The sequence below is a fragment of the Microcoleus sp. Pol11C3 genome (assembly GCF_036701485.1).
Classification (GTDB): Bacteria; Cyanobacteriota; Cyanobacteriia; order Cyanobacteriales; family Microcoleaceae; genus Microcoleus.
The window spans coordinates 21,521-40,189 of the sequence record NZ_JAUBQW010000049.1; the positions used below are offsets into that span (position 1 = coordinate 21,521).

At 46.5% G+C, this 18,669-nt stretch carries 20 protein-coding genes and 1 pseudogene; 9 read left to right on the forward strand and 12 right to left on the reverse strand.

Going from position 1 to position 18,669, the window contains the following annotated elements:
* Positions 1-87 precede the first annotated feature (87 nt).
* The 3 genes from QUA40_RS13490 to cruG all read left to right on the forward strand — a co-directional run bounded on the left by QUA40_RS13490 (position 88) and on the right by cruG (position 5,310).
* Positions 88-2,703, forward strand: a complete 2,616-nt coding sequence (locus tag QUA40_RS13490; protein ID WP_333126395.1) for a CHAT domain-containing protein — start codon at positions 88-90, stop codon at positions 2,701-2,703.
* A gap of 198 nt (positions 2,704-2,901) precedes the next feature.
* The gene (cruF, locus tag QUA40_RS13495; RefSeq protein ID WP_333126398.1) at positions 2,902-3,843 is read left to right on the forward strand and encodes a gamma-carotene 1'-hydroxylase CruF; all 942 of its coding nucleotides are present in this window, start codon (positions 2,902-2,904) and stop codon (positions 3,841-3,843) included.
* 252 nt (positions 3,844-4,095) lie between these two features.
* A complete protein-coding gene (cruG, locus tag QUA40_RS13500) occupies positions 4,096-5,310 on the forward strand; it encodes a 2'-O-glycosyltransferase CruG (RefSeq protein WP_333126401.1) in 1,215 nt (404 codons plus the stop codon).
* A 118-nt stretch (positions 5,311-5,428) separates the two neighbouring features.
* Here the strand turns inward: cruG and QUA40_RS13505 are convergent, their stop codons facing one another.
* Positions 5,429-6,067 (reverse strand): pentapeptide repeat-containing protein, encoded by a 639-nt coding sequence (locus QUA40_RS13505; protein ID WP_333126404.1) that lies wholly within the window; start codon positions 6,065-6,067, stop codon positions 5,429-5,431.
* 57 nt (positions 6,068-6,124) lie between these two features.
* On the opposite strand from QUA40_RS13505, the gene QUA40_RS13510 reads away from it, so the two are divergent.
* Positions 6,125-6,490 carry a hypothetical protein gene (locus tag QUA40_RS13510; protein ID WP_333126407.1) on the forward strand — a complete coding sequence of 122 codons (366 nt, stop codon included), beginning with the start codon at positions 6,125-6,127 and terminating at the stop codon, positions 6,488-6,490.
* Positions 6,491-6,889: 399 nt separating this feature from the next.
* Here the strand turns inward: QUA40_RS13510 and QUA40_RS13515 are convergent, their stop codons facing one another.
* The 3 genes from QUA40_RS13515 to blaOXA form a co-directional block, all read right to left on the reverse strand.
* Positions 6,890-8,587 (reverse strand): hypothetical protein, encoded by a 1,698-nt coding sequence (locus QUA40_RS13515; RefSeq protein ID WP_333126410.1) that lies wholly within the window; start codon positions 8,585-8,587, stop codon positions 6,890-6,892.
* A gap of 50 nt (positions 8,588-8,637) precedes the next feature.
* The gene (locus QUA40_RS13520) at positions 8,638-9,588 is read right to left on the reverse strand and encodes an ABC transporter ATP-binding protein (protein WP_333126413.1); all 951 of its coding nucleotides are present in this window, start codon (positions 9,586-9,588) and stop codon (positions 8,638-8,640) included.
* Positions 9,589-9,863: 275 nt separating this feature from the next.
* Positions 9,864-10,736 (reverse strand): class D beta-lactamase, encoded by an 873-nt coding sequence (gene blaOXA, locus QUA40_RS13525; RefSeq protein ID WP_333126416.1) that lies wholly within the window; start codon positions 10,734-10,736, stop codon positions 9,864-9,866.
* 188 nt (positions 10,737-10,924) lie between these two features.
* Here blaOXA and QUA40_RS13530 point away from each other — a divergent pair, with 188 nt between their 5' ends.
* Complete coding sequence (locus QUA40_RS13530) at positions 10,925-11,245, forward strand: transposase (protein ID WP_333126419.1); 321 nt, start codon at positions 10,925-10,927, stop codon at positions 11,243-11,245.
* A gap of 163 nt (positions 11,246-11,408) precedes the next feature.
* Here QUA40_RS13530 and QUA40_RS13535 read toward each other — a convergent pair whose 3' ends face one another.
* A complete protein-coding gene (locus QUA40_RS13535) occupies positions 11,409-12,254 on the reverse strand; it encodes a helix-turn-helix transcriptional regulator (protein WP_333126422.1) in 846 nt (281 codons plus the stop codon).
* 132 nt (positions 12,255-12,386) lie between these two features.
* Between QUA40_RS13535 and QUA40_RS13540 the strand changes: the two genes are divergently transcribed.
* Positions 12,387-13,307 carry an SDR family oxidoreductase gene (locus QUA40_RS13540; RefSeq protein WP_333126426.1) on the forward strand — a complete coding sequence of 307 codons (921 nt, stop codon included), beginning with the start codon at positions 12,387-12,389 and terminating at the stop codon, positions 13,305-13,307.
* A 157-nt stretch (positions 13,308-13,464) separates the two neighbouring features.
* On the opposite strand, the gene QUA40_RS13545 is transcribed toward QUA40_RS13540, so the two are convergent.
* The 3 genes from QUA40_RS13545 to QUA40_RS13555 all read right to left on the reverse strand — a co-directional run bounded on the left by QUA40_RS13545 (position 13,465) and on the right by QUA40_RS13555 (position 15,465).
* Positions 13,465-13,878, reverse strand: a complete 414-nt coding sequence (locus QUA40_RS13545) for an MAPEG family protein (protein WP_333126429.1) — start codon at positions 13,876-13,878, stop codon at positions 13,465-13,467.
* 356 nt (positions 13,879-14,234) lie between these two features.
* Positions 14,235-14,699 (reverse strand): DUF3037 domain-containing protein, encoded by a 465-nt coding sequence (locus QUA40_RS13550; RefSeq protein ID WP_333126433.1) that lies wholly within the window; start codon positions 14,697-14,699, stop codon positions 14,235-14,237.
* Complete coding sequence (locus QUA40_RS13555; protein ID WP_333126436.1) at positions 14,677-15,465, reverse strand: HipA family kinase; 789 nt, start codon at positions 15,463-15,465, stop codon at positions 14,677-14,679. The genes QUA40_RS13550 and QUA40_RS13555 overlap by 23 nt, the downstream gene beginning before the upstream one ends.
* Positions 15,466-15,602: 137 nt before the next feature.
* Between QUA40_RS13555 and QUA40_RS13560 the strand changes: the two genes are divergently transcribed.
* The gene (locus QUA40_RS13560) at positions 15,603-15,800 is read left to right on the forward strand and encodes a hypothetical protein (protein ID WP_333126438.1); all 198 of its coding nucleotides are present in this window, start codon (positions 15,603-15,605) and stop codon (positions 15,798-15,800) included.
* 5 nt (positions 15,801-15,805) lie between these two features.
* Here the strand turns inward: QUA40_RS13560 and QUA40_RS13565 are convergent, their stop codons facing one another.
* Positions 15,806-16,378 (reverse strand): hypothetical protein, encoded by a 573-nt coding sequence (locus QUA40_RS13565; RefSeq protein WP_333126441.1) that lies wholly within the window; start codon positions 16,376-16,378, stop codon positions 15,806-15,808.
* A 172-nt stretch (positions 16,379-16,550) separates the two neighbouring features.
* On the opposite strand from QUA40_RS13565, the gene QUA40_RS13570 reads away from it, so the two are divergent.
* Positions 16,551-16,943 (forward strand): hypothetical protein, encoded by a 393-nt coding sequence (locus tag QUA40_RS13570; RefSeq protein ID WP_333126444.1) that lies wholly within the window; start codon positions 16,551-16,553, stop codon positions 16,941-16,943.
* 41 nt (positions 16,944-16,984) lie between these two features.
* Here the strand turns inward: QUA40_RS13570 and QUA40_RS13575 are convergent, their stop codons facing one another.
* On the reverse strand, positions 16,985-17,155 hold the full coding sequence (locus tag QUA40_RS13575) for a hypothetical protein (protein ID WP_333126447.1): 171 nt from the start codon (positions 17,153-17,155) through the stop codon (positions 16,985-16,987).
* An 80-nt stretch (positions 17,156-17,235) separates the two neighbouring features.
* Here QUA40_RS13575 and QUA40_RS13580 point away from each other — a divergent pair, with 80 nt between their 5' ends.
* Positions 17,236-17,601 carry a DOPA 4,5-dioxygenase family protein gene (locus QUA40_RS13580; RefSeq protein ID WP_333126450.1) on the forward strand — a complete coding sequence of 122 codons (366 nt, stop codon included), beginning with the start codon at positions 17,236-17,238 and terminating at the stop codon, positions 17,599-17,601.
* A 116-nt stretch (positions 17,602-17,717) separates the two neighbouring features.
* Here QUA40_RS13580 and QUA40_RS13585 read toward each other — a convergent pair whose 3' ends face one another.
* Both QUA40_RS13585 and QUA40_RS13590 read right to left on the reverse strand, forming a co-directional pair.
* Positions 17,718-18,452, reverse strand: a complete 735-nt coding sequence (locus tag QUA40_RS13585) for a DUF72 domain-containing protein (protein WP_333126452.1) — start codon at positions 18,450-18,452, stop codon at positions 17,718-17,720.
* Between the two features lie 55 nt (positions 18,453-18,507).
* Positions 18,508-18,669: pseudogene (locus tag QUA40_RS13590) on the reverse strand (ISKra4 family transposase); the annotation flags it as partial.

The following is an 18,669-nucleotide window of genomic DNA, read 5'->3' on the forward strand; positions in this document are numbered from 1 at the left end:
GCGGATTAACGCGGATTAACGCAGATAAAGAATAAGATGGATTGGGGTTAATTAGTGTGTGTGCGGTTGTAATTTTATTTTTAAAATATGAATTTTTCTCGATCGCTCCGGCAAGTAATTCTGTTATTTGTGATTTCCTGTCTACTAGCAGTTGCGATTCCTCCCGGAGTTGCTCAGGTTAATCCACCACCAGCGGTGCAGCTTGTCCGACAAGCTCGAACTCTGTACCAAGAGGAACGTTTTTCGGAAGCTGTACCGCTGTTGCAGCAAGCAGCGGCGCAGTTTGAGGCAAAAGGCGAAAATCTCGATCGCGCCACAGCTTTGAGCAATTTAGCTGCAACCTACGGGCAGTTGGCGCTTTGGGAAGAAGCAGAAAAAGCTGTAAATTCGAGTTTGTCGGCTGTGCGAACACAAGGCAAAACTCCCGAACAGCAGCGGATTTTGGCTGAAACTCTCAATATTCAAGGACTGTTGCAACTCGAACGGGGGCAGACTCAAGATGCGATCGAGATTTGGACGCAAGCTGCTAAAATTTTCGAGCAAATTGATAGAAAATCCCAACTTTTTCAAGTTCAAATTAATCAAAGTCGGGCTTGGGAAACTCTCGGACTTTACCCCAGAGCTTGCAAAATGCTGTTAGCTTCTTTCAAGCTGGAAAACCAAACTTGCGAAGTTTCGGCAGCGGGTTTGGAAACTTTGAAAAATCAGCGAGTTTCTCTCGAACAAGTCCGGGCAATTCATGCTTTAGGGCGGGTGCTGCGGGTTTTGGGACAACTGGAACGATCGCAGGATTTGCTGTCGGCGGGACTGGAAGCAGCCCAAAAATTAGGTGCCCGCCCAGAGGAGGCTGCAATTTATCTCAATCTGGGAAATACGCTACGGGCTAAAAGCAATAAACCGGGTTTGACAGCGGAACAGCGGACTGATTTGGAAGGCTTGGCCCTAGAATATTATGCTCGATCGGCCCAGGCGATGCCGGAGCGATCGCTCCTACAAATTCAAGCAAAGTTAAACCAATTGAGTTTGTTGATAGATCGCACAAATTGGGCGGATGCAGAAGATTTGTGGCGTTCCATTGAACCTCAAGTCGCTCAATTTGGGTCGAATCGCGCTGGACTTTACGCTCAAATTAATCTAGCTCAAAGCTTGATGAAATTAGCTCAGTCGCCTGCGAAAAGTTTGAGTTTAAGCGATATTGACAAAATGCTCGATCGCTCTCTCGAACCAGCAAACAGTTTGGGCGACAAACGAATACAAGCTTATATTCTGGCAGCTAAAGGCAAACTCTCAGAAATCCAACAGCAGTATCAGAAAGCGGAAAATCTCACAACTGAGGCTTTGAGTTTAGCATCGGCGTTTCAATCTCCCGATATTGCTTACCAATTGTTTTGGCAACTGGGACGGATTCGGAAAGCTCAGGGGAATGCAGAAGAGGCGATCGCTCAATATACTCAAGCTGTGAATGTACTGTCTTCTCTGCGCGGCGATTTGGTGACAGTCAATCCTGAAGTGCAATTTTCGTTTCGGGAAAGTGCCGAACCGGTTTATCGGGAATTAGTCGGGCTGCTTTTGCAAGAAGAATCTCCTAGTCAAGCTAAATTGAAACTGGCGCGCCAAACGGTGGAATCTTTGCAGTTGGCGGAATTGGACAACTTTTTTCGGGATGCTTGCGCTGATGCTAAACCAAAGTCGATCGAGGAAATTGATCCGACAGCGGCGGTGATTTATCCGATTATTTTGAGCGATCGTTTGGAGGTAATTTTGTCAATTCCCGGCAAACCTCTGCGCCGCTACGCTACTAAGAAGTCTCAAGCCGAGTTGGAAACTGCCTTCAGACAAGCCAAAAATACCATCAGGCCTGCTGCTTTCCCCCGCAACAGGAGGCAAGCGGTTGAACAGGTTTACGACTGGTTAATCCGCCCTGCGGAAGCGGATTTGACCGCCGCCGGGATTAAAACTCTGGTATTTGTGCTCGACGGTTATTTGCGAAATCTGCCGATGGCTGTGCTCCACGACGGTGAAAAGTTTTTGGTAGAAAAATACAGTATTGCTTTGGCACCGGGATTGCAGTTGCTGGCACCGAAACCGCTGAACAAAGTCAAGTTAAGAGTGCTTACCGCTGCCCTCTCGGAAGCGCGTCAAGGCTTCTCGGCTTTGCCGGGGGTGAAGGAGGAAGTTCAAAAAATTGCAGCCGAGATGCCGGCGAGTTCGCTGCTGAATGAAGATTTTGTCAGCGGGCGGTTGCACGATCGAATTAAAGCTTTGTCTTACCCGATCGTCCATTTGGCAACTCACGGTCAGTTTAGCTCGAATGCGACGGATACTTTTATTGTGACTTGGGATCAGAAAGTGAATGTTAAGGAGTTCGATCAACTCCTGCGAGCCCGCACTGGTGAGAAACAACAGCCGATCGAACTTTTGGTTTTGAGTGCTTGCGAAACTGCTTCGGGCGATAACCGCGCGGCTTTGGGTTTAGCCGGCGCCGCAATTCGATCGGGTGCGCGCAGCACCGCCGCCACCCTTTGGCAAGTCAACGACGAATCTACAGCTATCTTTATGACTGAGTTTTACAAGCAATTGGCTTCTTCTAAAACCAGCAAAGCTGAAGCCCTCCGCAACGCTCAATTAACTCTGCTGAAAAACCAACAGTATCAGAATCCGTATTTCTGGGCACCTTTCGTGCTAGTGGGCAATTGGCAGTAATTTAAGCTCGGAAATTGGGAATTGGGAATTGGGCATCGGGCATAGGGAATTGGGAATTGGGAATTGGGCATCGGGCTTGCAGTCAACAGACAACAGACAACAGTCAACAGACAACTGACTTAAATGCTTGATTTTTTGTTAAAAATTGTAAACTGTTAAGCAGTGCTTTCCGCATCTAATATTTTTTCGAGGAGTCCCATGAAGCAACTTTTGATTGCTGAGCGCTTTTGCCTAATTGCCCACGTCTTGTCAATGGCTTTTGGATTGGCAGGGTTGCTGCTGATTTTACCCCGTCCCGAATTGGTGATGAGTTTGCCACCAGCAGGGCAAACGCTATTCCAGTGGGGGATGGCTGGGGGTGGAGTAGTTTATATCATCTTTGGTGCAGCAGCAGTTGCTCTCTATTCCTTGCGGACGTTGGGTTGGGGTGCAACTCTGGCTTTTTTACTGCCTTCTGTGTTTTTGTCCTTGAGTAGCGAGTTGTTGGGAACGAGTACGGGTTTTCCCTTCGGCAACTACCATTATTTGAGCGGTTTGGGCTACAAAATTGCAGGGCTGGTTCCGTTTACAATTCCCCTCTCGTGGTTTTATCTGGGACTGGTTTCCTATGTAATTGCTCGCGCTGGAGTAGCTGGCGGTAAAGGCGAACTAAACTGGGTGCGCCAAATAGGGGCGATCGCCCTTGGTGCTTTGCTGCTAACAGCTTGGGATTTTGTACTAGATCCGGCGATGAGTCAAACTTCTGTGCCTTTTTGGGAGTTTGAGGAACTTGGGGCTTTCTTTGGGATGCCTTACCGCAATTTGGCTGGCTGGATGGGTACGGGGGCGCTATTTATGTCTGTAGCAGCTTTCTTGTGGAGAAAAACACCGATTAAATTAGAGCGATCGGAATTGGGTTTGCCCTTAATTGTTTATTTGGTAAACTTTGCTTTCGGAGCAATTATCACTGTAACTTCGTTGGATTCTCGGTTCTGGTTCCCGACATCGCTAGCGGTGCTTCTGGGTGTAGTTCCGGCGATCGCGTTAAGCTGGATCGCGAAACCCGCAGCAGGTGACGTAACCGAAACAATGCCGTCTTTGGATACATCTGTTATCACGGCTGAAATTCCACCTCAGCCCGTGGGCGTTTTGCGTAAGTGAGTTGCTAGCGAGCAACTGTGGCTGATTTAGCAAAAATTTACACTAAGTTTTGAGCTAGTTTAAAAACCCGGTTTCTTGTAGAAACCGGGTTTTTCAGCGGCGATTTTTTCATTCGCAATTCCTGTAATATGTTTGAGGTCAAAATTTTATTAAATCTTTTTAATTGATATTAGTTACCAAAAAAATGAACTGTAAATAAGCTCCCAACCCATAGCCAGTAACTCATTCCCAATTCTTCAATTCTTCAATAGTATGGTTTTCCCGATCGCCCCTCACCTGTTCTCCCAACCGCTGACAAGTATCATCGCTGTCGCATTCCTGCTGCTGCAATTGCCCGCCGCAGCCATTCTTATGTCGCGTCTGATTAAAGGCCCATCGCGCATCCCGCCCCTGGAACCCGATTCGCCAACGCTGGATTTTTTGGGTGCTTGTACTGCGGTAGTACCGACTTTGAACGAAGCCGATCGAATTTCGCCTTGTTTAGAAGGATTGAGCCGCCAAAGTTACGAACTCCGAGAAGTGATTGTGGTTGACAGCTATTCGGTAGACGGAACCGGAGATTTAGTCAAAGCAGCGGCACAAAAAGACCCCCGGTTTCGGTTGATTAACGACGATCCGCTGCCGGCGGGCTGGGTAGGGCGTCCGTGGGCGCTGAATGCAGGTTTTTTGGCAAGTTCCGAGAAGTGCGAGTGGATTTTGGGGATAGATGCGGATACTGTGCCGCATCCGGGTTTGATTGCGAGTTTACTCAAAACGGCGAAAGCTGGAAATTACGATTTGATTTCGCTGTCGCCGCAGTTTATCCTCAAGTATCCGGGGGAGTTGTGGCTGCAACCTGCTTTGTTAATGACTTTGGTTTATCGGTTTGGGCCGACGGGGACTGGCGGGGATGTGCCGGAACGGGTGATGGCGAACGGTCAGTGTTTTCTCTGTAAGCGCGAGGTTTTGGTGGCATTAGGGGGCTATGAAGTCGCAAAAGGTTCTTTTTGCGATGATGTAACCTTGGCTCGCTATGCGGCTGCTAAGGGCTTTAAGGTGGGCTTTTTGGATGGGGCTAAGGTGTTGCAGGTGCGGATGTATGAGGGGGCGATCGAGACTTGGAATGAGTGGGGGCGATCGCTGGATTTGAAAGATGCTGCTTCTCGCGCTCAAATTTGGGGCGATTTGTGGCTGTTGTTGGCGGTTCAAGGTTTGCCGGTGCCGATCGTATTGTGGTATTTGTTCTCTGGTTTGCTGCCTGCGGTGGCAGTATTTCCGCACTTTTGGCTGTTGGGATTGAATGTATTTTTGGTTGCAGTGCGATCGGCTTTGTGTTTGGCGATCGCACCTTCCTACGATACAACCGGGGCATCGGGTAAATGGCTGTTTTGGCTGTCACCTTTGGCCGATCCGCTGGCGTTTTTGCGAATTCTCATTTCTGCTTTAAATCAGCCTACTCAGTGGCGCGGCCGAAAGTATGAATCATGATTAATACTCTGTTTCCGAATTTTTTAATAAGTCGCGTATTAAGAAAACGCCAGCGAGAGCCTTTGATGTTTCTTTTGTGGGATGGAACTCCTGCCATTCCCGGATACAGCTATTAATTTTACTCAAAGATCGCTCCATCTAAGCTTGTTTTTCTTAAGTCTGTTCTCGCTAAATTTGCACCTTTTAAGTCAGCACCTGTTAAGCAAACATTGCTTAAATCTGCATAACTCAGATCGGCACCTTTCAGATTAGCATCCGATAAATTTGCTCCTGATAAATTCGCCCTCACAAGTTGCGATTTACTCAAATTGCTGCCACTCAAATTTGCTGCTGGCATCTGTGCTGCCATTAAGTTGGCTTTGCTTAAATTAGTGTCGCTGAGGTTAGCCAAATTTAATTTAGCATAACTCAAATCAATGTTTTCCAAGCAAAGTTGGCTCAATTGCGCGCATCGCAAGTTAGCATTAATAAAAAACCTGTCTCCAATCGCATAACGGCGCAGCAATTCCTCAACTTCCAGCCGAATTAAAACTGGTTCGCAAGTATTTTGGTAGCACCACGATGTCTCCAGCAAACTAGCGGCTGCTTCAATTGCTACCTTGTCGGATTTAGAGAGCACCAAACTATTGCACCCATCCCACTCACCGTTGAGCATGAATGCCATGTCAGAAGCTGCTGCAATTGAGTCGCATAACAAAACGGTTTCTGGTTTGGGTTGCAGCCAGTTCATTAAAGCGATCGAACTCTTGTTTTTCACTGTTTATTCGGGATTTGTGCGTCTTTCTTAATTATAAGTAAAAATATTGAAAACAGTATGCACAAATTCGCTGCGGCTTCAGAGAATGAATTAATTGTGTTTGGTGCAGCCAGACCAGGATACGGCGATGCAGAAATTGCTCGGTGGATTGAATTTATGCAGGGGCATAATATCAAGCAAGTTTGCTGCTTGCTTGCTCAGACCCAACTCATCCGCTACTGTGAGTTACTGGGAACATATAGCAATCCTCGCATCAGTTTCAATAACTGGTTAACTGGTTCCCAGGTTCTGCCTGGGAATCGATGTAAGCAAGGAAGAGCCTCGGCCCAGAGTATGGAGGCTCTTCCTCCGGGTATGCGTTACCAGGCTCTTCCTGGTAACGAGTATAATCATTTAGGATTGCTATATGTGCCACTTGTGTAAGTCCTAAAAGATTTAAAAGACTCGGCTTCCTACGCTGGAACTCAGGTATCGAATAAATTGGTATTTTAGCTCTCACCGTTAGCCGAGCCGCTGGCGTTTTTGCGAATTCTAATTTCTGCTTTAAATCAGCCTACTCAGTGGCCCGGTCGGAAGTAGAGTTAGCGGATAGCTGAATTGCTGTATGGGCGGGTTTTGGCACAATCTTTCACGAACAATCTACGTAATTGCATAAATCTTTGATAGAGTCGGTCAACCGCAGATGTAAAGCAGAGAAACACAGATAAACGCAGATAATTTTAAGAATTGACAGTGAATGAATGCCATGCAAGTCTAATTTACATCAACTCGCCCCGATCGCGATGGGGATTTGCGATCGGGGCGGGCTGCATTATTCTCTTTTCAGGCCTTCAGCAGAGCTTTAGAGGCTGATTCGCCTGCGAGTCTGAGTTGCCGCGTCAATCTCAAGTTCAGCAGCACCAAGACAGTCCACTGGCCGAGCATCGAGAGAAAAATGGTATGTGTTGACGCGCTGCCCACGGCTGACCAAGGGTCAAAGACCGGAAATACTGAAGACAGCCAAATTAAAGGAGCTTTTTCAGCCGTGAGGGAAAGCATAGATAAAATCATTGGCGGCAAAAAGAGAGCGCCTCCGACTGTACACGCTGCCCAAATTTCCTGATTTCGGGTTTTTGTAAATAGGAATAGCTGGGTGACGGCGGCGTAAATCAGGATGAGATTCACGAAGAGGATCATGCAAAAAAAGACTTGGGGATTCGGCAGCATCAAAGGTGTTAAAATCAGTGTTGAACTGAGGAGATTGATGGCTAGCGCAACTGATGCCGGACTTTTTTCGCTCCAAATGGAATCGAGGATGGGGTAGCGGCGCCACAATTTATGATTGCTGCGAACGATTTGTTTTCGATACCTCGCCCAATCGTACAAAGCTTGTCTTTCAGGAGTCAAAGCAGCAATTATACCTAAAAACAACAGCAAATTTAGGAGCAATAACCAGATGATATTGCCGTTGATTGTGATGTTGGATTGGAGTGCAAACCCTAAAATTATTGGCTGACAGCACATGACTAGCAAATAACTTTGCCGCTTGCTAAAAACAGTGGTCGTGGGGTTGGGAAAGCGGCGCTGCCATCCCTGCCACATCCAATAGGTTACAACCCCACAAATCAAGATAGATAAAGCAGTACAAGACACAAGGTATTGGCTGATCGGCAAATGAAACCATTGCAGACGATCGAAATTTTTAACTAACCAGTTAAGGTCTGGATTCTGGGCTTCAGTAATTTGAGAAACTAAGTATCTCAGGACAGCAGCCGGAGACAAAAATGTTAGCAAGTCACCAGCATTGCTGTTTAACTGCATATTAAAAGCTGCGGTAATAAAACCCAAAACCACAGCGCTAGCCAACCAAGGTTGAAACCCTCCCAACCAACTGGTTGTTAAGCCAAAGAGCATCGCGCTGCTGTAGAATAAAGCACAGCTACCTACCATTGCTATGTCGAAACATAAAATATGATGCAGAGGTATGTGAGCGCTTAATCCACTGTAGATGTGCAGCGGTACAGCCAGAATTACTGCGAGATACACTAAAATTGGGACGCCGAGAATTTTGCCGATAAAAATTGTGGTGGCAGACTGGGGACTGAGGCGAATAAAGTTGAGGGTGCCTCGGCGTTCCTCTTGGTCTAGGTCGCTGATGAGCATATAAGTGCCTACTACTAATAGCACGATCGTGCTACATATGCTCAGCCAAACGAACATTTCTAGCCACCAATTCTGCCAGTTAATGGTAAAGTTTCCCGTCGCATCTCTGATGCACTTTGTCAGGTTAAGATCTCTCTCCAATTCAGTGCAAAATCTGTTGTAGATCGAGGAAGTGTACTTACTGGCAGGAATCGAGTAAGTGTACTTATCGGCAGGAGGGGCAACTGGTATCTGGGCGCGCAGAGAGAAGAACAGCACCAGTTGAAGACAGAGGGAAAAGACGCCGGCGATCTCCTTTCCCATTTTCAGGCGGCCTTTGAGTTCTCGAAATAACTGGGAATTCCAGTTACCGATTTGGTCTAGCAAGTTGAGTCTCATAAATAATTGTTTTGAGTGGTGAGTGAAAAATTAGAAATCGGGAGATTTATTTAAGATGCTTGTTTGTGTCCCATCTTGAGGAAAATTGTTTCTAAGTCTTCTTGAGTGCAGTGAAATTCTGTAATGGGAATGTTGGCGTTGACAAGCGATCGCAATAAATCCGCGGCATCTTCCCGGCTTCCTGAAAAATGAACGCACACCTGCTGAGTTTCCGGCAGTATTTCCCAACTTTCTACCCAAGGAAAGTTTTTGAGTTCGGATGTCAGTGCTTCTAGATTACCCAAAGTTGACAGGAAAATTTGCTGTTTGCCGAGGCGTTTATAAAGTTCTTGCAAAGGGGCGCTTTCCACAAGATAACCGAGTTCCATAATTCCCACCCAAGTGCAAAGTTCCGCTAAATCGCTGAGAACGTGAGACGATATGACTACGGTCATGCCGGCTTGTTGCAAAGCTTTGATAATTTCGCGGAATTGCGATCGCGCGATCGGATCTAAACCGGAAACCGGCTCGTCTAAAAGCAGCAAAAGCGGTTCGTGGATAATAGTTCGCCCCAAACTCAGCCGCTGCTTCATCCCCCGCGAAAGAGTGGAAATTAAGCTGTTGCGTTTGTTGGTCAATTGCATGAGTTCTAAAACTTCACAAATGCGCTCTCGGCGGCGGGGCTGTCGCAAGTTGTAGAGTCGGGCAAAGTAATCTAAATAATCCCAAACATTCAGGTCGTCGTAAAGCGGAAAATCGTCGGGAAGAAAGCCGATGCGCTGTTTGAGAGTGGGGTTGGATCGATCGCGCAACAAGCGGTTGCCGTTGATGTAAATTTCCCCTGTAGTCGGTTCTTCAGCGGAGGCCAACATTCGCAGCAAGGTAGTTTTGCCGGCACCGTTAGGGCCGATGAGCCCGCAGATTTCGCCTGCGGCGACTTGCAAGTCGATCTCATTAACCGCAATATGGCGATCGAATTGTTTGGTAAGTCCGCGAGTGTCTATTGCTAATTCTTGTGCCATAGTTAAAAGGCGAGTGAAATTGGCTGCCGTTCATCCCTAGCTTGGAAGTTAAAGCTTGCAGCTAGCTTAGCCTTTTGATACAGCAGTTGTCAGCGGTATTGCGGAAACTTAACAGTTAAGTTTTAACATCAATCTTATAACAATTATTAAAAGTTGATCCTGACCGCGCTGGAAACGGCATTGCCCTTTCCCTACAGATACTTGCATATAATGTATATGTATTGAGAGTTTTTGGAATGGGTATTATAACTCATCAAAAAAGAATGCAAACGCACTTACAGCAGCGCCATATCTTTGAAGCAACGGCGCGTTAACTCGATTCGGGCAGATGCGTCATTTTTGTTGCGGATGTCAATGTTTGTAGCAAAAAAGTAAACATTTTTATCCTTTTCTAAATAACCTACATACCAGCCAATTTGAGGCTTTGTTTGTTCTCCAAAATTTGCCCATCCTGTTTTGGCTCTAATTGTGTAATCGGGAGTTTGTTCAACAATTATGATGTCTTTAACCAGAGACTGCGATCGCTCGGAGAAGGGTAAGTCATTTTTGTAGAGACGGCGGAGAAATTGAATTTGCTCCTTGGGTGTGATTCGCAGTTCTCCCTCTAACCAGAATTTGTCAATATCGTCTTTGTTACCGATTTTTTGGTTGCCATAACCGACTTTAGCTACCCATTGTTGCATTTGCTCGTGTCCGACTCGGCGGGCGAGAACTTGGTAAAACCAAACAGCGGAAAGTTTGATGGCTTCTCTCATATTCAAGTCTCGATTCCATGCGGGAATTTGCCTTTGAATTCCATCCCAAGTTAGGACGGCAATCTCATTTGAAATCACCCCTGTTTCTAAAGAAATCAGAGAGTTGAGAATTTTAAATGTAGATGCGGGTAAAAAAGCTGTCTCATTACGTTGCGGGTTGTGTTGATAAAGCCGATCGCTATTCAAATCGTAAATTGCGATCGAGCCTTCAACACCTAGCTCTTGAAAGTGCCGTCCAAAATTAACTGTCTGGGCGACATCTCCTCCGCGTCGCGGAGATTCCTGCACTGGAGGTGGCACGGTTAAGGCTGATTGCGGTGTCTGAACTAAAACAAAAGTAATGCAGCCTAATACAATTAAAATCAGAGCGAGCGCACGATAGATTCTGTTCATAAACTTCGATTAGTTAGCCAAATCATAGGCATTAATGTCACAGGGGCGATCGACTTGTAAGGTGCGTCTGACTTACGTGGTGTAAGAAGCAATTAAGCTTTGCCCCTGACGAACCCTACTATATAGAACCCATTTGATATCTTTATCATATTAAATTAAGACACCTACAACCCTCTAATTCATTTGCTATGACATATTCCAGCAGTCTCACTGACGCCGAATGGGGACTTCTGGAACCGCTGTTGCCTCAGATATTACCGCAGAAGAAACGGACACGACCCTGTGATTGGACGAAGCGGGAGATCATCGATGGCATCCTCTATCAACTCAAGAATGGCTGCAAGTGGGAAGGCTTACCCTTCTTCACCACAAAACCTGTCGGCAAAGGAACTGGAATGGGGATGTCCATGAGCTATCGAATCATTACCGAGAAACATCAGGGCAAACTGATCTGTCTCTCTACGCCTGATAAAGGAGCATTCAGAAATTTGTCGCATTCTGTAGCTTGAGTAATTTCGACAGAAACCTTTGTTAACTAGCAACTTTACTCAGTCTAAGGGCAGAGTTTAGCGGCAATACATCAGCCTAAAATGCAGCAAAGAAGCTCTATTCGCCGCTCCAACGAATTGTTGTGCTGCGTCGCCCCGTGATTAATCAACTTAACCAGTTTTTCTAGGTTTTCAACATCAGGGTTTTCAATTGCTGGAGTCGCTCGACTGTACCAGATTCAGGCAAAGGAGTATAGACTATGAGCGTTAATTCTGGTGCTTCTGTAAGTTGAAATAAAACGTATTCAAACACCAAATGTCCTACGATGGGATGTTCATATGACTTGAAACCTTCAAGCTTTGATTCAACTTCGTGTTGTGACCACCACTGCCGAAATTCAGGGCTGACTTTTTTCAAATCTTCTGCTAACTCAATGAGTTCAACATCTCCCAGGTAACGCCCACTTATACTACGAAACCGTGCCAGCATCAAATGAGCCTGTCCTTCCCAATTCAAAAGCATCTGACGATGAGCAGTATTAGTGAAGAAATACCAGATTGTATTACGCTCACGGGTTGTCATCCTGCTAAAGTCGCCAAACAAGGCACAAGCAGGTTGATTCCAGGCCAGAATATCAAACCGGTATCCCACCACATAAGCTGGGCAGATGGCTAGATGATCCAACATGCGCTGAATCGCCGGGCTAACCGTACTCTTGCCATGCGGAATTTCTGGCGGTAATTGCTGTAACGCCAACATAAATAAATGAGTGCGCTCCTCTGATGTTAATCGAAAAGCCTGAGCTAGACTTTCTAATACTTGGGCAGACACTCGAATGTCACGCCCTTGCTCCAAGAAGGTGTACCAGGTGGTGCTGACGTTGACCAGTTGAGCCACTTCTTCCCGCCTTAATCCAGGAGTGCGACGGCGTGTTCCACTCGGTAAGCCCACATCCGCAGGGGTCAGGCGATCGCGGCGTGTTTTTAGAAAATCGGCGAGTTCTTTAAGATGTGGCTTACTCGTTGCCATCGCTGAACCGTTGCCCTCAAGGTAGTAGTGTCAATACCAGTATAAGTTCGCTCTGGTTTTAGTTTGAGCTGCCTGATAGGTTGAAAACAAGGTTTTGTATTCACACTCTCACGCGGAATGAGGCAGTCAAGGATGAAAGTTTTTCTAACAGGTGCAACGGGGTACGTAGGTTCATTGGTGGGTGAACAGTTGCAAGCCGCAGGGCATACGGTTGTAGGTTTGGCAAGAACAGAAGCATCGGCTGACAAACTAAGGCAGCGGGGCATTGAACCACTGTTCGGCAATCTACGCGACACTGAAACATTAGCCCAAGCGGCGCGTGCAGCAGATGGTGTGATTCACACTGCCTTTATTCACGACTTTAGTGATATTGAAGGAGCAGTCAAAGTGGAACAAACGGCTATTGCAACGTTTATCGATGCCTTGGCTGGATCGGGGAAACCTTTTGTTGCCACTTCTGGGACAGGATTGCTAGGAGATACTGGCGATCGCATCATCGATGACAGTGAAACCATTATTCCTAAAGATGCGCTAGCCTCTAGAGCAGCGGCTGAACAGGCTATTCTGCAAGCAGCACACCAAAACATTCGTAGTATTGCCTTACGTCTTCCGATTTTTGTCTATGGTCGCGGTAGCAGTCAGTTTCTTCCCATTCTGATTCAGGATGCCCAACAAGCAGGGGTAGCACGCTTTATTGAACCAGGGGATTACCAATACTCCGTCATTCATGTAGATGATGTTGCCAAACTGTATGTACTTGCTTTAGAGAAAGGGCAAGCGGGAGCTGTATATCATGCAGTTTCTGAATCAGGAATTAGCATTAAAGCGATCGCCGAAGCTATTGCTCGGTTACTCGGCTGTCCTGTAAAAGGAATGTCGAAGGAAGAAGCCATTGAGTCATGGGGGTTGTCTTTAACGACGTTTTTCTCCATTCATAATCAGGTTTCATGCACAAGAGCTGAAACAGATTTAGGTTGGCGACCAGAGATCGAAACCACAATCGTAGAGGATATTGAATTTGGTTCATATCGTCGTGCCCAATGGCAGAACTAGAATCTAAAAAATAGGATGGTCGTCCAAGCTATTGTGAGCGTTTTAACTTAAGCATTACAACTATTATTAGGCTGAAACTTTCCATATAGAACCCATTTGAGTTCTCAAGAAGATGTCAAATGGGTTCTATATAGCTTTCAATTACGTAATTCCTCAACTAGAAAACTGCCATAATAGTTAAGGCGACCAAGCAGCTTAACTGAATTACTAAGCTGAAGAACCGAAACTTGGGATCGAAGCCAGCGATGTGAATCACTGAATGTACAAGCCGAAATAGGATGTACACAACAATCAGCAAATCTACTGCTGTTCCTGAAACACTCCGAACGGTTAGAAGAAAAACAACTCCCAAATACAAAGGCAGGTTTTCTATCAAGTTGGATTGTACTCGAAATAGTCGCCAAAGCAAGCTGTCGTCGTTCTGTGTGCTGAAATCTTTTACTGATCCGCCCGCAGATAGATGCCGAATCCTGACTGCTAGTAACAAGACAACGACGGCGATTGTCCACAAAATGAAAATTGCTAAACCCCAGAGAGGGAAAGTCATATTTGTCGGTTCAATTTGCATCATCTTTCTACCTTGCGAAACTGTGGTTAAGACTTTAGAAATATTTATATCAAATCCGGTAGCATCGTCCAGTCATCTGCGTTAATCTGTGTTTAAGTAACCACACAAAATTAATTACATGGAGAATCCTTGCTGGGTAAGGGTTTTAGGAGAAATATTGTGTAATTAATTCGGAACTACTACTTATCTGCCTGTATCTGCGGTAAAAAAAAGAGAATAACCGCAGATGACAAGGGATTGACACAGATTCACCCAGAGGTCGAGAAGAGAGATATGAGTAATTCGGATATTTTGAGTGTTTTCGGAAATCGATAGATCGCTCACCAAGCTCAAAACAGCATCTAACCGACAAGCTGACGCTAACTAGAGTGCGATCGCATCTCGTGAGTGTCAATTCCAACCGCTAGCAACCGAGCGTTTACAGATGGTTTTCGGCAAGACGATCGCACCATTGTATCGAGCAAGTGTTCGATCGCACCCGGCAGATTCTGGCAAAAACCAGTATGTACCCGCGATGTCTGAACGATCGTGCTGCGGGGTGCTACGAGCCAGTGAAAGCGCTCTCTGTGGGGAAGTTGACCGATCGCGCCAGATTCGGAGCCGCCTGCACAAATGATGGGAATGACTGCTAGGTGATTGCGAATCATTTCCAGATCCAACGTTGAGTCGATCGCCATCAAGCGCTGTTCATCAATTTCGATACGGGCTTCGAGGAATTTTTTCGTACCGCAGGAAATGATCGCCCCCACGTTGATAAACTCCTCGCGCTCAACTTTGGGAACGACGCGGATAATGGCGTAATCATACAGAAATCGATCGGGCACTAATCGCCTCCTCCAAAAAAATATGTGGTGATTCTAGCCGATTTAGCAGGTACTCGATATAAGCATTCCGATGTTGGTTGCTATCGCTGAAAGGAGAATCTCCCACCAGCCAAGTATCAGGAATTAATTTAACAATGTTGCGAATGATGTCCGGGGTTAGCCTTTGAGTCATCTTGGAATTTGCCACTTCCAGCGTACTGGCAAAACGCAGCAGAACGTGGTCTTTGATTGGCGGAAAACGATCGCGGCTGCGCGAGAGATAATCTTTCCAGGTATGGTGGAAGTAGAGGGCTGCACCGTGATCGATCAGCCAAAGCCGGCGGTGCCATACCAGCATATTTGCATTGCGCGACGTGCGATCGATGTTAGTCACAAAAGCATCGAACCAGACGATTTCTGAGGCGAGATCCGCATCGGACTTCCCCGCTATCGGGTCAAAGGTGATGGAACCCGGAAGATAGTCGAGGGCGAGGTTGAGGCCTGCACTTGCTCGGATCAAATCTTGAATTTCCGGATCAGGCTCAGTGCGAGCCAGTTCGGGATCGACTTCAACAAAAACGAGTTCGGGGATTGGGAGCCCGGAGGCGCGAGCAATTTCTCCCGCCACTAGCTCGGCGATCAGAGATTTGGCTCCCTGGCCCGCACCGCGAAATTTGAGCACGTACATACCATCATCATCTGCTTCGACGATCGCCGGTAGCGAGCCGCCCTCGCGCAAGGGAGTGACATACCTCGTAGCAATGACTGTTCGCAAGCTGGGACTCATGCTATTTTCGATTTGTGATTTGAGATTAAAGAATGGGAAATCACTGATTTTATGAGGGTTTTGAGCACGGGCTTCAGTTGCATTCTTTTTTTTAACTGGGACTGATGTTCAGTAGTCTCTAATTATTTTTACATCTGTTGGCTATTGCGGGCGATCGAAATCGAGATTTCAAGGATTGGGCGATCGACTACAAAGCGTTCAATTACCGCATCGGCACGCTGACAAAGTATTTCGTGTTTCCCGATGCCAAGCTTGTTCTGAATGATTTTTACGAGATGGAACCCAAAGTGCTGTCGGCTGTTGAGGTTGATGTCACAGGATTAAGAGTTTTTTGAGCCTATTACGAACAGCCTTCTGTATACTCAACTTCAGGAAGTTTACCCGAACGGAACCTATCTACACGATTTTTGCAAGTCTCAAAAATTATCCGGTAGTTTTTGTCCACCGCATCTTTAGGGACGAAAGTTAGATATTTTCCATTGTCAGATGGGCGGATTACATAAGAATGAGGTGTTGCTTTAATTTGGCCTGGATATAAAGATAAAATTCTGTTTTCCTGATCCCCGATTCTAGCTCCACTGATGGTGGTAATGCGCTTGCTGTTAATATCCACTCTGGCAATGCGACCCTTTGTTACCATAAAGCTAATTCCTTTTGGCTCTTCTTTTGGTTGGACGTAGAAACACTGATATTCGTTAAGATCACCACTCCTACTTCTAATTAATCTTATCCCACCTGCTTTTGACGCTTCATCAACTGTCATACCAACCCGAATTGGCCCAATTCCATCAATTGCTAGTTTCGATCGCTCTGTGAGTTTCGCTTGAGCGCTAACTGATGTTACTAAAAGCCCACAAATGACTCCTGTGCCAATTAGTAAGGCGACTAACTTTGAACTGTTTAATTTTCGCATTGAGTGCTATTCCTCCTTCTTCCCTGTAAACATTTCTCTAATTATGCTGTAATCTGAATATCGTTCGCCAGTGTAGTGATTTATTTTGTACTTGTACGCAGGAAATAGTCGGCTGACTTTAGCTCGCCAGATTCTCCAGTTGGGTCTTAGAAATCCGTTTTTAAGTTCCAGGATGCCTCCCATATCTGACAGCGAAGACACCATCAATGCTGGTATCTTCGCAGGGTTTTTCTCCGCCGCGTCCAAGAATCCCCAAGCTATGTTTGTTTGTACGCCATCTTCCCAACGCAAAGACCTTCTTACTCCTCCTGTCCAATTGTGCGACTCAGTGATGCAAGTTTGTTTTAGTTATAGCTTTTATGGGCAAAACAACCAACAGGAAAGAGATGTTGGCTCAACTATCCCAGCTAGTGCAGGGGTTAGCACAAAAGCCAGTGCTAGAATGGGTAAGAAAGCAGAGAATTTGTGCGAGTTTTTATTCACAGTTAACATAAGTTCGGGAAGGAAGCGAGTGTCAAGCTTGGCGGACTCTCTTGTCACCATGACTAATAGACATCTCCCATAATTCTTGTGGAACAGGCATCCTGCCTGTTCAAAACCTGCTTTTTAGGAGATGACTAATCTATTTCCAAACTTGTTGCCGATCGCCACCAACACCCCAATTATGGGATAACCCAACCCAAACCCCAACACGCCCGCCATGCCCCAAATCCCGAAGAGTGCGTAGGCGTAAGCCGGGGCGTAGCCATCGCTGCCTCTTGTCTGCCCGCAACTCACACCTCTTAAGTGGCGTTCACTAAGTTAGCCTGAAATTAACAGCCGTTTTGTGCAGATGTCCGCTCAATACCCCACTGAAAATGATGAAAGAAGACACTATCGAAATTGTTGGTTTTCACGCACATATTTACTTCAACCTTGATAATCGCGATGCCGCCGCGCGTGTACGCGAAGGATTGACTCAGTTTGAGGTGCAACTAGGGCGCTGGCATGACAAACCCATTGGCCCCCACCCCCAAGCGATGTATCAAATTGCATTTTTACCCTCGCAATTTGGCAAAGTCGTTCCTTGGTTAATGCTGCATCGCGAGGGGTTAGATATTCTCGTCCATCCCGAAACAGGCGATGATCTGGCAGACCATACTCTACATTCTTTGTGGCTGGGACAGAAACTAGAGCTGAATCTCGAAGTTCTGCGGCCTAGAACAACCCACGCGAGTTTCTGAGCGATCGCTCCATAAAAAGTAGCAGTTCTTTTGTCATTACCAATCGCTGCGACGCCCACGCTCACTTGTCAACACCTTTTAATGCGCCTAAAAGAATGGTCAATCTTTGCCGCTCATTAAGTACCGTTCTCCACAAAGGTTTTTAGCTTTGAAGCGTTCCTCACTGCATTTCCCTCTCCGTCGTTGTTGAAGTAGACAAACACACTTTGCCCCTGACTTTCCCACTCGTGGATGCGATCGGCCCACCAATGCAAATCATCATCCGAGTAGGAGCCACCGTAGAGGTAGTTGGGGTCGGGGCCGTGGAGGCGCACATAGACGAATGACCCCGTTGCGCGCAGGATACACGGCAGGTGCGCTCCGCTCATCACACAGTAAGCAGCTCCTTCACGTTCCAACAGCGAAAATACCTCTTCTGTGTGCCAGCTTGGGTGTCGGAATTCGACAGCTACTTTGATCCAGGGGGGCACCTGTTCTAGAAAGTAGGCTAGGCGGGCCAAATCGCAGCCGAACTGGGGAGGGAGTTGGACGAGCAGAATACCCAATCGTGATCCCAGGCATTGAAGTCCCTCACTCATCCGTTCCAACCACTTTTCTGGCGAGTAAAGACGCTTAGAGTGCGTTAGACCACGGGGTGCTTTTACGGTCATCAGAAATCCTTGGGGAAGGCGCTGCTGCCAGTTAGCGAAAGTAGTGTTTGGTGGCCAGTGGTAGTAGGTGCTATTAACTTCGACGGTTTGATAGTGCTGGATATAGCAATCAAGCCTAGAGCGCTGCGGTAACTGGTGGGGATAAAGCACACCTTCCCAATGGTCGTAACTCCAACCTGAAGTGCCAATATGAACACTCATCGCCTTTTTACTCCAACGCAGATTGTGTTGGGAGCATCCCGGTTTTGCAAAAGCCTCAAATGGCTAAGAGGTCGTTGAGGTAAGCACAACGAAGTTTTAGCATTTGATTGACATTTTTTTTCAACCATTGAGCCCCAGATATTTTCAACCTTCTATCTATTTGTTTGACCGTCGATTCCACCGCTCCCGAGCCGATGGAACAAATCTTGTCTTCTGA